The 14,943-nt window shown below is 44.6% G+C and carries 13 protein-coding genes; 10 read left to right on the forward strand and 3 right to left on the reverse strand.

Annotated features, from left to right (window positions below; genetic code table 11):
- Positions 1 to 95: 95 nt before the first annotated feature.
- The 3 genes from CXF69_RS11040 to CXF69_RS11050 form a co-directional block, all read right to left on the reverse strand.
- Positions 96 to 515, reverse strand: a complete 420-nt coding sequence (locus CXF69_RS11040) for a barstar family protein (protein ID WP_228706779.1) — start codon at positions 513 to 515, stop codon at positions 96 to 98.
- Position 516: 1 nt separating this feature from the next.
- Complete coding sequence (locus CXF69_RS11045) at positions 517 to 1,269, reverse strand: ribonuclease domain-containing protein (protein ID WP_102078317.1); 753 nt, start codon at positions 1,267 to 1,269, stop codon at positions 517 to 519.
- A 121-nt stretch (positions 1,270 to 1,390) separates the two neighbouring features.
- Positions 1,391 to 2,692, reverse strand: coding sequence for a glutamate-5-semialdehyde dehydrogenase (locus tag CXF69_RS11050; protein ID WP_102078316.1), 1,302 nt, complete (start codon positions 2,690 to 2,692; stop codon positions 1,391 to 1,393).
- 430 nt (positions 2,693 to 3,122) lie between these two features.
- Here CXF69_RS11050 and CXF69_RS11055 point away from each other — a divergent pair, with 430 nt between their 5' ends.
- The 10 genes from CXF69_RS11055 to CXF69_RS11100 all read left to right on the forward strand — a co-directional run bounded on the left by CXF69_RS11055 (position 3,123) and on the right by CXF69_RS11100 (position 14,941).
- Positions 3,123 to 3,428 carry a hypothetical protein gene (locus CXF69_RS11055; protein WP_102078315.1) on the forward strand — a complete coding sequence of 102 codons (306 nt, stop codon included), beginning with the start codon at positions 3,123 to 3,125 and terminating at the stop codon, positions 3,426 to 3,428.
- 347 nt (positions 3,429 to 3,775) lie between these two features.
- Complete coding sequence (locus CXF69_RS11060) at positions 3,776 to 4,573, forward strand: ABC transporter ATP-binding protein (protein ID WP_057758311.1); 798 nt, start codon at positions 3,776 to 3,778, stop codon at positions 4,571 to 4,573.
- 329 nt (positions 4,574 to 4,902) lie between these two features.
- Positions 4,903 to 5,703 (forward strand): transporter substrate-binding domain-containing protein, encoded by an 801-nt coding sequence (locus tag CXF69_RS11065; RefSeq protein ID WP_180952627.1) that lies wholly within the window; start codon positions 4,903 to 4,905, stop codon positions 5,701 to 5,703.
- 152 nt (positions 5,704 to 5,855) lie between these two features.
- Positions 5,856 to 6,752 carry a transporter substrate-binding domain-containing protein gene (locus tag CXF69_RS11070; RefSeq protein WP_102078313.1) on the forward strand — a complete coding sequence of 299 codons (897 nt, stop codon included), beginning with the start codon at positions 5,856 to 5,858 and terminating at the stop codon, positions 6,750 to 6,752.
- A gap of 72 nt (positions 6,753 to 6,824) precedes the next feature.
- On the forward strand, positions 6,825 to 7,778 hold the full coding sequence (locus tag CXF69_RS11075; protein WP_102078312.1) for an ABC transporter substrate-binding protein: 954 nt from the start codon (positions 6,825 to 6,827) through the stop codon (positions 7,776 to 7,778).
- Between the two features lie 608 nt (positions 7,779 to 8,386).
- Positions 8,387 to 9,121: an ABC transporter permease gene (locus CXF69_RS11080; protein ID WP_102078311.1), complete on the forward strand. Its 735-nt coding sequence runs from the start codon at positions 8,387 to 8,389 to the stop codon at positions 9,119 to 9,121.
- A gap of 12 nt (positions 9,122 to 9,133) precedes the next feature.
- The gene (locus tag CXF69_RS11085; protein ID WP_101205569.1) at positions 9,134 to 9,859 is read left to right on the forward strand and encodes an ABC transporter permease; all 726 of its coding nucleotides are present in this window, start codon (positions 9,134 to 9,136) and stop codon (positions 9,857 to 9,859) included.
- A 209-nt stretch (positions 9,860 to 10,068) separates the two neighbouring features.
- Positions 10,069 to 10,698 carry a fumarylacetoacetate hydrolase family protein gene (locus tag CXF69_RS11090; protein WP_416375006.1) on the forward strand — a complete coding sequence of 210 codons (630 nt, stop codon included), beginning with the start codon at positions 10,069 to 10,071 and terminating at the stop codon, positions 10,696 to 10,698.
- Between the two features lie 296 nt (positions 10,699 to 10,994).
- Positions 10,995 to 13,211, forward strand: a complete 2,217-nt coding sequence (locus CXF69_RS11095) for a PhoX family protein (RefSeq protein WP_102078309.1) — start codon at positions 10,995 to 10,997, stop codon at positions 13,209 to 13,211.
- A 236-nt stretch (positions 13,212 to 13,447) separates the two neighbouring features.
- Positions 13,448 to 14,941, forward strand: a complete 1,494-nt coding sequence (locus CXF69_RS11100; protein ID WP_102078308.1) for a PGAP1-like alpha/beta domain-containing protein — start codon at positions 13,448 to 13,450, stop codon at positions 14,939 to 14,941.
- The last annotated feature ends 2 nt before the right edge of the window (positions 14,942 to 14,943 follow it).

The raw sequence follows: 14,943 nt of genomic DNA on the forward strand, positions 1-14,943 counted from the left end.
ATAAATATGGCTTTATCTCGAATTCAGGTTTCTATGATGACGAATAATTATCGGTGACTATCGGCGGTCGGGCTTGCAATATAGGCTTTCAACGACTAAATCTCTAACGCATAAGCTTCATCCTCAGATGGCACGATGACCCACAATTGTGGTTTGCCAAATTCTCTAAAGGCATCCTCAATGATGCTTTTAAAGACATTGAAGTCCTCAGTGTTTATCCTTTTGACGTCTGTTAAATCCAGCCTTAAATGAATTGCTTCACTGTCTGTTAGACAATCCCATGCACTGTCCCAGTTGTGTGAAAAATAACTAGGGAAGTCACAGGCCTTGGCCAAACTCGTCAATAGCTCAGTTTTTTCGAGCGTGTCACCGACGGCTATAGTAACAGCCTGCGCAGGAATGCTAGTACCAAGTGCTGTACCGTTTTGGTTAATGTGGTCTTGATTAACATGGCTTTGATTAACGTAGTGGATTGCTTGGTTCATACTGTCTCGATTCATATTAGCTTTTTTCATATTAAGGCACCTGTAGTCTTTGGAAGCTATCATAATGGTCGACAGTCAAGTAATAGACGGTAGGCGGATTACCACCTGTGACGATACGTCGTGCGCCGCGATGAGAGACACCAGGGGTGGGTACGGTATATTCGCGGTAGTAGCCTTGCGACTGAGCGGGTAGTCTGCCTTCACGATTATAAAACGTCGTGCCATCTTTATTTGGATATGGAAACGGGCCGCCTTGCTGAATAAGTGCAATCGTATTATCGACCTGTGCATCACCCGTTATACCAGCACGGGCGACTTGGCTTGTATTATTAGTGACGTCCTGCGATACCGTTGTCGACTCGATGCTATCAGCAAACAATGTCGAATTTAAATCGCCAAAGAAATAGAAAGCGACGGCAATGATAGCGACAAGGCTAAATAGTGTAGAGCCTAAGCTTCTTTTATTGGGTCTGCTGTTTTGACTGCTACGATTTGAGTTACGAGTACTATGATTGCTATTTCTATTAGCATTAGTAGGAGTATAGCTTGGAACATCTGATGCAGTATCTTGGTCAAGGCTCAATGAAAACGAGGTCACTTCAGTGGCTCTCAATTGATTTTTGTCGTTACGGGCACTGTTAAAGTAGACACTTTGACCAACTGTTATAGGCTTCGCCAGTCGTGCTTTGCTAATATGAAAGAATACATCTTCACTTTGATTGTCTACATCGATAAAGCCATAGCCTTTATCTTCATTCCAGTGCTTAATCTTGCCACTTTGCATGGTCGTACCGCTCCCTATAATTTAAATGCCTTAACTAAAATACTTATGTTTCAAACGAAGAAACGCCAGCATAATTGCTGACGTTTCTGATTACTCGTTTCGATAGTCGATGCTAGTATGATTAAGCACGAGTTTCGCCATGACCATAGACGATCCATTTTTGCGACGTCAGGCCTTCGAGTCCGACAGGGCCGCGTGCATGGATTTTATCAGTCGAGATACCAATCTCAGCACCAAGCCCGTATTCAAAGCCATCTGCAAAGCGGCTAGAGGTATTAATCATCACGCTCGCTGAATCTACTTCACGGATGAAGCGTTGCGACTTGGTATAGTTATCAGTGATGATGACATCGGTATGATGGCTGCCGTGTGTATTGATATGCTCAATGGCTTCGTCAATACCTGAGACGACTTTTACCGCTAGGATAGGCGCAAGGTATTCGGTATCCCAATCTTCAGCCGTGGCAGCGGATAGATGCCCTTCTAGCTTAGCGTTTTCATTTAGGATAGCTTGTGATTTGTCATCAAGGCGTAGTTGCATTGCGTCATCAGCCGCGACGATGGCCTCTGCTATTTTAGGTAATAGCTCATTAGCGACTGCTTCATCGACCAGTAGCGTTTCCATCGTATTACAAGTGCCGTAGCGATGCGTTTTGGCATTGACACTGACCTTAATCGCAATCTCAGGATCCGCGTCACTATCAATAAAGGTATGGCAGTTACCGTCTAAATGCTTGATCACAGGGACTTTTGCATCGTTACTGATACGCGCAATCAGACCTTTACCGCCACGTGGTACGATGACATCGACATATTCAGTCATAGTAATCAGCTCACCGACGGCGGCACGATCGGTCGTCTGTAGCACTTGCACGCTATGTTCCGATAGATCAGTATGGCTAAGACCTTTAATGATGCATTTGGCAATGGCTTGGTTAGACTCAAATGCTTCAGAACCACCGCGCAAGATAATGGCGTTACCTGATTTGAGTGCCAGTGATGCAGCCTCTAATGTTACGTTAGGACGCGACTCATAAATCATACCGACCACACCAAGCGGCACCCGCATTTTGCCCAAATGAATACCTGATGGCTGATAGGTCATGTCAGTGACTTCACCGATTGGGTCAGGAAGGCCAGCGACGTCTTTAAGACCTTGTAGCATACCGTTAAAACGTGCTTCGTTTAGCTCCAAGCGGTCGAGGAGTGCGCTATCAAGATTGTTTTTTTGACCGTTGTCCATATCGATTTTATTTGCAGCCAAGATGTCTTGTTTGGCATTGACCAGCTCATCATGAATGGCCAAAAGTGCTGAATTTTTATCGCCAGTGTTGGCAGCAGCCAGCGCGCGAGAAGCCGCTCGTGCCTGCTTGCCGACAGACTGCATATAGGTCGTAATATCCGTAGTATTCGATTGACTCATAAATTATTTTCCTTATGTGATACAGGTTTTTTATAACTAAAAGCGCCCAATTTATATAGGTAAAAGTACCTAAAAAGGCGAAAAATGTCGCAAAAAAAGAAGTTTTGAATGCCTACTTAGATAACGGTAGGTCATTATGCTATTTAACATAGAGCAGATTGGGAAGATAGTAAAGATGATTTTGTGAACAGAATCCGCTTTGCAACGCTCTTGTAAGGGCTTATTCAAAGTAATATTGCTCATGCTAAGCGGTATTTATTTAGAATAACCGCGTTATCAGTACTACACTATATCTTTACGTGTTTTTAACAGAATTGCGCTGTAAATACTAAGGTAGCTGCGAGATATCCTCAGTATAGTAAGCATTAAAACAGCAAGGCTATCAGTAGATAGTACTTAATCTTATTATGATGAGTGATGGAGAACGAACATGGCTACGAAAAATACGACTTATAAAAATTGGTTAACGGTTGGTTTGGTAGCAGGTGCTCTAGCATTAGGCGCTTGTAGCAAAAAAGATGACACACCGATGGAGACTGAAGCTGATACTACTGTAGATGCTCAAACCTCTGTAGAAGAAAGTGCGACAGCGAGCGACAATGATGATGTGGCCGTGGCTAGTGCCGATGATGAGGGTATGGACGTTACCAATAACGATGATGTGGCAGTGGCGACAGCAGAAGATGCGGATATGATAGACGGTACTGAAGACTCAGAACATGTATCGACGTACTAATCGCATACTATAGAATGTACTAGCGACATATTAAATGTACTAACCACATACTATAAATAGGCAGTTATCAGATAACACAACGTCTCGTATTCTAAAGTGATAAAATAAAGCCCAGAGCGATAAATGCAGTCTGGGCTTTTTTGTACTCCGGTTTATTAGAAGCTGATTAACCCGTTGGTTAAATACAATATTTGCCTTTTTACTGCGTAATAAGAGACAATATGGCATTTTTCTCTTTGCCTCATCAGGCATATTACGATAATGCATCTAGATGCTTGTACTATATATAGATATAGCTCTTATTTTATTCGTGTTTTCACTCATATTTATTGGAAGTCTGCTGAACCATGCTTGATACTGCAAAAAACCCGACTCGGCCTATCGCCCTAGACTTACAAGACATCCATAAAAGCTACGGCTCATTAGAGGTATTGAAAGGGGTATCCCTGACTGCCTATGATGGCGATGTTATCTCTATTTTGGGCTCATCTGGCTCAGGTAAGTCGACGTTGCTGCGTTGTATTAATCTTCTTGAAAACCCCAATCATGGTCGTATCTTGATCGGTAATGAAGAGCTAATGCTAAAACCTGCCAAATCAGGTGAGCTACAAGCAGCAGACGTAAAGCAGCTAGAAAGCTTGCGCGCTCGTGTGGGATTTGTCTTTCAGAACTTTAATCTATGGCCGCATAAAACCATTCTACAAAACATCATCGAAGGGCCAACGCAGGTCTTAAAGATTAAAAAAGACCAAGCGATTAGCGATGCGGAAAAACTGCTTGATAAAGTCGGCCTGCTCGACAAGAAAGATGCTTATCCTGCCAACTTATCTGGTGGTCAGCGTCAGCGTGTTGCTATCGCCCGTGCGCTTGCTATGCAGCCACAAGTCCTATTATTTGACGAACCAACCTCTGCGCTAGATCCTGAACTGGTCAACGAAGTGCTTGCAGTAATGCGCGAGCTAGCAGAAGAGGGACGTACGATGCTTATCGTTACTCACGAAATGCGCTTTGCCCGTGAAGTATCAAGCAAAGTCGTCTTTTTACATCAAGGTGTGGTCGAAGAAATTGGCACACCTGAGCAAGTCTTTGATAACCCTACCTCTGAGCGCGTTAAAGACTTTATGGCATCTCACCGTCCTACTTAGTTATTAGTTTTTGCCTAGTACCATGTCTAATACAGATGGTGGCAACACGCTTGCCACCATTTGCCCTGCCAAACGTAAAATCACTGTAACGTAACCATTGTTGACTGTTTATTGCCCAATGATAACTATGAGTATGCAAAACGTTTGTTTTTGATATTTTACTCAGGTATTATCAAAAGGTTTATAGGCCGTCACGTCTCGTGGCTGTCTGTTATTCTGCTATCTATATTGCTTGTCTGGCAGGGACGTCAGAGAACAAAATATCAGAACCCTAAGTCAGAAGATCCTGTCAAAAACTTATGTAAAACCCATCAGAATTTAAGGAACGTATGATGTCGAATTCTCGCCTATTGTGGTCATCGATGACCGTTACTGCTGCATTGATGTTGAGTGCTTGTAGCCAACCTGCCGATGAAACTACCGATACCAACGCTGACGCCCCTGCAGCAGAAACCACTGGTAAAACCATTCGTATCGCTACCGAAGGCGCTTACCCTCCATTCAACTACACCAACGCCGACGGCAGCTTGGCAGGTTTCGATATCGATGTTGCCAATGCCTTGTGTGATCAAATGCAAGCCAAGTGTGAAATCGTTGCACAGGACTGGGACGGTATCATCCCTGGTCTATTGGCACAAAAATATGATGCGGTGATTGCAGGTATGTCTATCACTGCTGAGCGTCAAGAAAAGGTAGATTTCAGCGAGCCGTACTTTGCCAATACGATGGTATGGCTAACCAATACGGATGGTGGTTTTGATCCTATGGCGATTAAAGATGCAACGCTTGGTGGTCAACGTTCTACTACGCCAGGTGCTTATCTACAGGATAACTACGAAGGCAAAGAAGGCAACACAGTTCAGTTGTATGACAACTATGACAATGCCTATTTAGATCTAAAATCTGGTCGTAGCGATGCGATATTGGCTGAAAAAGTTTCTGCCAAATCATGGTTAGCAGAAAACGCAGCGGGCTTCGGTATCGTTGGTGATGAAATTGATAATGATGACAATATTGCCATTGCTGTACGTAAAGGTGACTCACTCAAAGCAGATTTTGACAAAGCATTGAGCGAAATCCGTAGTAACGGTGAGCTTGCACGTCTTGAGCAGATGAACTTTGGTCAATAATGACTCACTGAAGATTTATGCTTATAACAAGTAACGTTTGATGCGAGTAATGCTTAAAACCAAGCATATTTCAAATAAACGGTGTTTATAAGCATAAATCAGCAAGCAGTAATTGACGATACAGCTGGTAAATATATTAAGGAATAAAACTTATGACAATTTCAATGACATCATCAATGAGCAAAAAAGCACTGTGGCTAGCACCGCTTAGCGCAGCAATGCTAATGCTGGTAGGTTGTAACAATAGCTCAGCACCAGCAGAAAATGCTGAAACTGATACCGCTACTGAAGCGCCTTTAAATATCAAAATTGCGACAGAATCAAGCTATAAGCCTTTTAGTTATACCGATGCAGATGGCAAGCTGATTGGTTACGAGATTGAGCTGGTTGACGCACTATGTGCACAGATGAAAGCTGAGTGTGAAGTCATCTCTCAAGATTGGGATGGTTTGATTCCAGGGCTTAACGCACAGAAATTTGATGCAGCTATCGCAGGTATGTCTATCACGCCTGAGCGTAAAGAAGTGGTTGATTTTAGCGACCCTTACTTCCATAGCGGTATCATCTTGATCGGCAAAAAGGGTGATGACTTAAGCGTTGAGTCGCTAACAGGTCTACCAATTGCCTCACAGCGCTCAACTGTTGCCTCGCAATACCTACAAGACGAGCATGCAGATGCTGATATCAAGTTATATGATACGCAAGACAATGCTTATCTAGATCTGACCTCAGGCCGTGTGCGCGGTATGATGTCTGATAAAGTCACAGGTATCGACTGGTTAAAAACAGACGCAGGCAAAGGCTACGAAGTTAAAGGTGAAGAAATCAGCACCAATGATGACGCAATGGGTATTGCTTTCCGTAAAGGCGATCCGTTAGTTGCTAAGTTCAATGCAGCATTGGCTGAGCTAAAAGACAACGGTACCTATGATCAAATCACGGGTAGCTATTTTGGTACTAGCTCAACGGCTGCAGCTCAAAAAGCGGTAGCAACAACTGATAGTGTCGAAGAAGTAGTGGTCGCTGAAGAAGAAGCACCAGCTAACTAATACGATATTTAGCGGTTTTACCGCTGTTGTTTGAAGACGTGTTGTTTACTCAAGAAAAAACCAAGGATGATCATGAGCAACCATTGTGCCCCAATCTGTGCCACGACTGGCAAATCTAACGTTACTGTAGCCAGTCGTCTGTCTATGTCATTGTTTGCACTAGCGACGGCCTTTACCGTTGCTGGCTGTAGCAATAGCCAAGAGAGTGCCGCGGATACCAATCCAGAGGCTACCGAAGCAACGTCAGCTTCTACAGGTGATGTATTACGCATCGGTACAGAAGGGGCCTATGCTCCTTTTAACTATACCAATGCCGATGGGACACTTGGTGGTTTTGATGTTGAGATAGCAAATGCACTCTGTGCGGATATGCAGGTTACCTGTGAGATTATAGCGCAGGACTGGGACGGTATTATCCCTGGTCTAAAAGCAGGTAAGTACGATGCAATCGTGGCCGCGATGTCCGTTACTCCAGAGCGTTCGCAGCAGGTAAGCTTTACCGATCCGTACTTTAGCAATGCCTTGGTCTTTTTGGCCAAAAAAGACAGCAGCTTTGACCCTAGTAACAACAGCGATATCGACTCGCATTCTATTGCTGCACAGCGTTCAACTATCTCGTCGCAGTGGCTAGAAGACACGTATCCAAAAGCCGATATGAAGCTTTATGATACGTTGAGCAATGCGTTTTTGGATCTCGGTTCAAACCGTGTCGATGCGATGATTTCTGATAAGTTGCCTGCTATAGAATGGCTGAGCTCAAATGCTGGTAGCAAATATGCGCTAAAAGGTGATGAAATTGATATCAATGATAACTTTGCGATAGCAGTACGCGCAGGCGATCCGCTACAAGCAAAGATCAATCAGTCTCTTGCCAATATAAAAGCTAATGGTACTTACGATAAGATCAATCAAAAGTACTTTGCGATACCAGCGTCTGCAACGAGTACAGTTGATGAAGGCGCAAATACAGGTGCGGAAACAGATACAGATATTAGCGAGCAACCAGCGACAATAAACGTTAGTTAATAGCTAACAGTAGTTAAATATAGCAGTCAAAAAATATTGTTTTGATCAATAAAAGGATATCGCCATCATGGTGATGTCCTTTTTTATTTGTCGTTATATCAAAGAATATACATAATAGCCGCCTATCAATTTTGCTCAAATTTAGTCGGCTGATTGTATGTATCTAGAGGCAAGTGTCTGTTTAAGTACGGTTTAGGCGCAGCTTTTACGCGTCAGTATTAACATCACGGCGAGTGAATATGATAAAATCAGCGCTCATTTCTACTGTGTCAATTATCGCAGCGTTAATCGTATTCTTCTGACGTCATTTTTTGATGCCGACCATCCCTATTGATTTGGTATAAAATACGGTGTTTCGCCGCGTTCAGCTATTGATGCTGATTCTTTTAACTCATATTTTGCTAGGGCGTGTCTTCATTTTAAAAATGGTAATAAAAATGAGATAAATTGCAGTCAAACAAGGAAAATAGCGCAAATAATATCGAGATATTAGTCAGCTATTTGACGCCGTTTGGCAAGATTTAGCCGTTTTTAAACCATTTAGATGTCTATCGATTGAATTGAAGACATGCCTTAATTGCTAATATAAAGAGACTGAGTGGATAATCGTGTTTGACTTACAAGGATTTGGCGCGCTTTTATTGAGCGGCGCTACCGTCACCATACAGCTAGCTGTGACCAGTTTAATTATTGGTCTGGCTTTAGGCTTGCTCGGCGCAACCGCAAAGATGTCCAATATCTGGTTGCTGCGTAAACTTGCGACTGTCTATACTGCGACAATGCGCGGTATTCCTGAGCTGCTATTGGTGCTCTTTATTTATTATGGCGGCTCTATCTTATTGATGAGCATCCTCAAAAAGTTAGGCTATAACGACTATGTCGAAATTAGCGCTTTTTGGGGTGGTGTCATGGCACTGTCTATTGCTTTTGGTGCGTATGCGACTGAGATTTTTCGCATGTCCATTCAAGAGATTCCAGTAGGGCAGCGAGAGGCTGCGCAAGCGATTGGTATGCGTCCTTTTCAGACTTTTTATCGCATCACGTTGCCGCAAGTGTGGCAGATTGCTTTACCAGGTTTGGGTAATTTATTTCTGGTACTGCTCAAAGATACCGCATTGGTATCGGTCGTGGGTCTCAAAGACATCATGTATCAGTCATCGCGTGCAGCACAGTCTACACAGCAGCCATTTACCTTTTATATGGCAGCAGCGATTATTTATTTGGGTCTGACCATGTTGATTACTGGCTTTATGATGTGGCTTGAGTGGCGCGCCAATCCTGCGGCACGCTATGCCAAAAAGATAAGCCGTCAATCCACTCACAGTCAATCGACCATAGGGTAGAGGAGAGATACTATGGATTGGAATTGGCAGGTCATCTTTGACCATATCCCTGATTTACTAGGCGGCGCGGTATTGACCGTACAGCTGGTCTTGTTTTCAGGTGTGATTGGATTGCTGTTTGGTTTGGTTTTGGCGTTGTTACGACTGTCTAAGAATTGGGTGGTACAGATACTACCGTTTCTGTATATCTTCTTTTTCCGTGGTACGCCGCTGCTGGTACAGATATTCCTAATTTATTACGGTCTGGGTCAGTTCGAGGCCGTACGCGAGTCGTTCTTATGGGAGCCGGTACTTAGCCAAGCATATTGGTGTGCCATCATCGCCTTTACCCTGAATACCAGTGCTTATCTAGCCGAGATTATACGCGGGGCGATTCAGACGATTCCGATTGGAGAGCTTGAAGCTGCTGATGCGCTTGGCATGTCAAAATGGCAAAAGCTAACACGGGTTACGCTGCCGCGCGCATTTGGTATTGTGATTCCAGCGTACAGTAACGAAGTTATCTTTATGCTAAAGGGCAGTGCGCTAGCGTCGACTATTGCATTGATGGATATCACAGGTGTTGCTCGTACGATTAGTGCGCGTACCTATACCTTGATGGAGCTATTCTTTGCCGCTGGTATCGTCTATCTATTGCTGTCGTGGGTTATCTTGTTTAGCTTTAGAATGTTCGAAAAGCGTATGAACCGTCATGCCAGTTATGTACCGCCAGACGTTGTGACCAATACGATTCCATAGTTAGCAGTTAGCAGTTAGCAGTTAGCAGTTAGCAGTTAGCAACTAAAAGTCGTCAAAGTCACTGTAGACAATAGAGTATGGACTGCTGATAAAATAGCCATCATTTACAAGGAGAGTTTAGTATGAGCCAATCGCCACACGAGTCATTAGCGAACGCCATTGCAGCTGGTGTAAATGCCGAGCAGGGCGCTATCGATCATAATGAAAGATTGCGTACTTCTATTGGTAAAGTTGTCTGTGTTGGTCGCAACTATGCGGCACATGCTGCAGAGTTGGGCAATGAAGTACCAACCACGCCGATACTGTTTATGAAACCTGCGTCTTCAGTGGTTTCTATCCGTGGTGATGTGGTTCGTCCAAGTCCAGAGTTATTTGGCGAGACTCACTACGAGGCCGAGCTATGTATTCAGTTATCAGCTGACTTATCTATGGCGACAATTGAGCAGGCTCAGCAAGCGATTGGTGGCGTGACATTGGGGCTAGATCTGACCTTGCGTGATTTGCAAAGCAAGCTAAAAGAAAAAGGTCATCCGTGGGAGCGTGCTAAGTGTTTTGACGGAGCTTGCGTCCTTGCTGATTGGCTCGAACCGCAAGCGTTTGGCAATCTGCAGAGTGTACAGTATCAGCTGTCTATCAATGATAAATTAACGCAAGATGGCGATAGTGCCTCAATGCTATTCCCTGTCTATGAATTACTGGTCAATATCAGTCACGCCTTTAGCTTGCAAGCAGGTGATGTGATTATGACTGGCACGCCAAGCGGCGTTGGTGTGTTGCAAGCAGGCGATCAGCTTAAGCTAAAATTGGGTGCTCATGAGTGGGTATCACAAGTACAGTAAGCCTGATTGCGATAACAGATACATATTAAAAGCCCCGAGCAATTGCTTGGGGCTTTTGCGTTTAAGATTTTATATTTATTTTTTAAATTTGCTAGCTGCCAAACAATTCTATCTTCAAATTATTCTATTTTTAAACAATCATCAGTACAGTCGATTGTCATCAGTTTGTCACCTATTGTTCAGCGTGCTGTCATAAAGGTTGAGTAGACTTAAGCGGAATTCGTATTTTTGTGGTCGTAATGATAAAGCCGCGATCAACTCTCTGCCAATCTAGCCTAATAGCAAGGTGACTGATAATGACATTATTGAACAATGAGCGAACGCTTGCCCACGAAGTGGTTGAAGACTCAAATCCTACTAATAATACTGACTTTCAGACGATTATCAATCGTCGATTGAACCGCCGTAGTATCCTAAAAGGTGGCACAGGGTTGACGGCTGCTGCATTTTTTGGCGCATTACCTTTGGTCGGTTGTAGTGAAGACGACGATAGCAGTATTATTGGTAATAACGATAATGCCGCTATCCCTGCACAAGGTGATCTAAAGCGTCCTGATACCCTAAAGTTTGAAGCAGTCGCGCATTCAACAGCTGATACGATGACCGTAGCAGCGGGCTACAAGGCAGAGATGATATTACCGCTGGGTACACCGCTGAACTCTGGTATTGAGGATTGGAAAGACAATCGTGAGCAATCAGCAGAGTCGTTTGAATGGCGTATGGGTGACAACCATGATGGAATGTGGTTCTTTGGCAAAAATGGTAACGCTTACGATGCTAAAGCGTCAGAAAATAGCTTGCTAGTCATGAACCATGAATACGTTAATAGCAGTGAGCTTAGCCCATTTGGCTATTACGTTACTCAAGACAATGATGCTGCGCCTATCTTTCAAAACCGCCGTCTCGCGAGCGACGTCCGCCGTGAAGTCAACTGTCATGGCGTCTCGGTGGTTGAGTTAACTCGCCGCGCAGATGGTATGGGTTATGAGATGGTACCTGACTCTAAATACAATCGCCGTATCACCAGTAGTACTACAGCACAATTGGCTGGCCCTGTGGCAGGTTCTGCTCTGGTCAAGACCAAGTTTGATCCGACAGGCTATCAGACTCGCGGTATCAATAACAATTGCGGCGCAGGTCTGTCACCTTGGGGTACTTATCTGACTACCGAAGAGAATTTCTTAGGTGTGTTTGCCCGTGGACAGGATGCTAGTCAATTGAGCGCTGGTGATAACTATGCACGCGAGCGCTACGGTGCTGTGGAGGACTTCCCAGGTTGGGAGTATCTATGGCATACCCCAGAGGCAAAGGATGCCAAAATAGCAGACGAGTTCTCACGCTGGGATATGACCGCTGTCGGTGCCAGTGCTGCTGAAGATTATCGCTACGGCTTCAACACTTTTGGTTATATTACTGAGATTGACCCATTTGACCAAAACTCTATACCGCAAAAACGTACCGCACTGGGCCGATTCGCTCATGAAAACTGTGCGTATGCTCCTGTTGAGCAAGGTAAGCCAGTGGTGTTCTACATGGGTGATGACGCCCGAGGTGAGTACATTTATAAGTTTGTCTCCAAAGCGATGTGGTCAAACTCGGACATCGGCGGCGGACTAAAAGCAGGTGACAAATATCTGAATGACGGCACGCTATACGTGGCGGTATTTAACGAAGATGGTAGCGGTGAGTGGAAAGCTCTCGTCCATGGTCAAAATGGACTGGATGCTTTTAATAGTGTACTGCCATTCAATGGACAAGATGAGGTATTGGTCTTTGCTCGTGCAGCTGCCGATGCTGCTGGTGCTACTAAGATGGATCGACCTGAATGGGTATCGGTCAGCCCTATGACGGGTGATGTCTATGTGACATTGACCAATAATAAATATCGCGGTGTGCGTGACGACCAGCCTGTCTCAGCTTCCAATCCGCGTAGCTATCAATCAAGCGGAAAAGCGCTTGGTAATGACAATGGTCACATTATTCGCTGGGCAGAAGCGGGCGGCGACCATGCCGCAACGAGCTTTGAGTGGGATATTTATCTGTTTGGTGCGCCAAGTGATTTATCGGCAGAAAACTTATCTCAGCTAAATGATAATAATGACTTTTCTTCACCTGATGGGCTATATTTTGACCCGCGCGGTGTCTTGTGGATTCAGACAGATGACGGCGCTTATACCGATACCAGTAGCTGCATGTTGCTCGCGGCTCTACCAGGCAAAGTCAGTGATGGCTCGATGACGACCACATCGGCAGGGCAGTCGACCCGAGTCGGCACATCTGCTAGCAATGACAATATTAAACGGTTCTTTGTTGGTCCTGAAGGATGCGAAGTAACAGGTATTACCATGGCACCAGATTTTAAGACGCTGTTTATCAACATCCAGCATCCTGGCAACACATGGGGCGCTGTCGCTGGCGGTAGTATACCTCGCTCAGCGACTGTGATGATTACTCGCGAGGATGGTGATGTCATACTGGCAGAATCATTTGTTACAGCTGATAGCACGACATAGATAGATAAGCTATAGGCGGATAATAGAAATAACCAAAATGCTCACGACCATAAGAATCCCAAGTTAAGGCTTGGGATTTTTTATTGTCATATTGATTTGATGGCTAACGAGACCGTCTATCACTCATCTGGCTCTGCTAATCGTCATCTCGCTCTAAAGTCAAACCATTTACTTCTCTTTGCTGCCGTTACAGGATAATATAGACCATTACTTTTTTCGCTGAATGTGCAAATATTATGAGCAGTCCAAAGGTGTTTTATAACGACGGTGTTAGTGACAGCGACGCTCAAAATGATAGCAGCTATACTCGTACTCATCACGAGCTCGATGCGCATTTTGTCCCAGATGCGAGTGTACCGCTACACAGTCATCTATATGAGCAAATCGACCAACTCGAAGCCATCGATATGGATGAGTTAGTAAAGCTACTGGCAGATTCGAATGACAGTGATGAAATCAACAAAACACCTGTGTCTTTGGCTGATTTTTTTGAAGGATTGGCCCAGCTTGCCACCATGGGTGTGGTTGAGATTACAGAAATCGTAGAAGCCATTCACCGTGAAGTTATCTTGCGTCCGCTAGGCCGCTTCAATGACAAACATTTAAATAAATGGTCGCGCGGATTTACTGGACGTATCTATGGCACGATACGTCATGTCATGCAAATGGTTGGTAATAACCTAGCATCTGTACTACGCATATACAAAAACCTGATGCTCCAAAAGTCAGTGCAGCCACTACCAGGCTCACTAAAAAAACTGGTGAATGTACTCAATGGTGTCATGGGTGATCATCTGGTCAATAATCAAAATGCGCTCGCCATTCCGATGATGCTATACACTCAAGATGGCAAGCCGCAAAGTGAGAGCCTATCAGGTCGCATTGCTATTTTGTGCCATGGTCTATGTATGAGTCATTTAAGCTGGCAAGCCCAAGCAGATAATGATTTAGGCGAGGCCATTCATATCAGTCAGCCTGATACCACGGTGCTGTATTTGGATTACAATACGGGTCGACGTATCTCACGTAGCGGCCGTAAGTTCTCTCAATTACTGCAAGCGCTAGTCGATGAAAACCCAGATATCAGTCAGATAGATCTGGTTGGACATAGTATGGGCGGCTTGGTCTCCCGCAGTGCACTGTTCTATGGTGAGCAAGATCGCCTAGACTGGATCAAGCGCGTGGGAAACCTTATCACGCTAGGTTCACCACATCATGGGGCAGTGCTTGAGCGTATCGGTAACTATGTGCAAGACATCATTGCCAAGCTGCCGTTTGCAGGCTCACTGGCCAAGCTCGGTGATATGCGCAGTGCCGGTATTATCGATCTACGTCATGGCAGTATTCGTGATGCAGATTGGAAAGCATTAGAAGGACGTAGCGTGTTGCCACAAGATTTCCGTCATCCTGCACGGCTGCCAAGTGGTATCAAAACTTACTTTGTCGCCAGTGCTTTGCTTGAAACGCATTATGATTCTAAGGTGACGGACCTGCTAGGAGACAGCTTGGTATCAGTAGCTTCAGCGTTGGGTGAGGATGACGCTGAGCATGCTTTGTTTGTGCCAGATGGTCATAAAGCAGTGTTTTATGGCGTCAATCATATGAACTTAATCCATAGTAGACGAGTGCGCGAACAAGTGGTTGAATGGCTACTTGATAATGGTCGAAGTGACTATGCGGGACGTCCGCGCATACATTCTTATCCTAGAAGTTTAGATGTAGCGGTGTAGTG

The sequence above is a fragment of the Psychrobacter sp. Choline-02u-9 genome (assembly GCF_002836505.1).
Lineage (GTDB): Bacteria > Pseudomonadota > Gammaproteobacteria > Pseudomonadales > Moraxellaceae > Psychrobacter.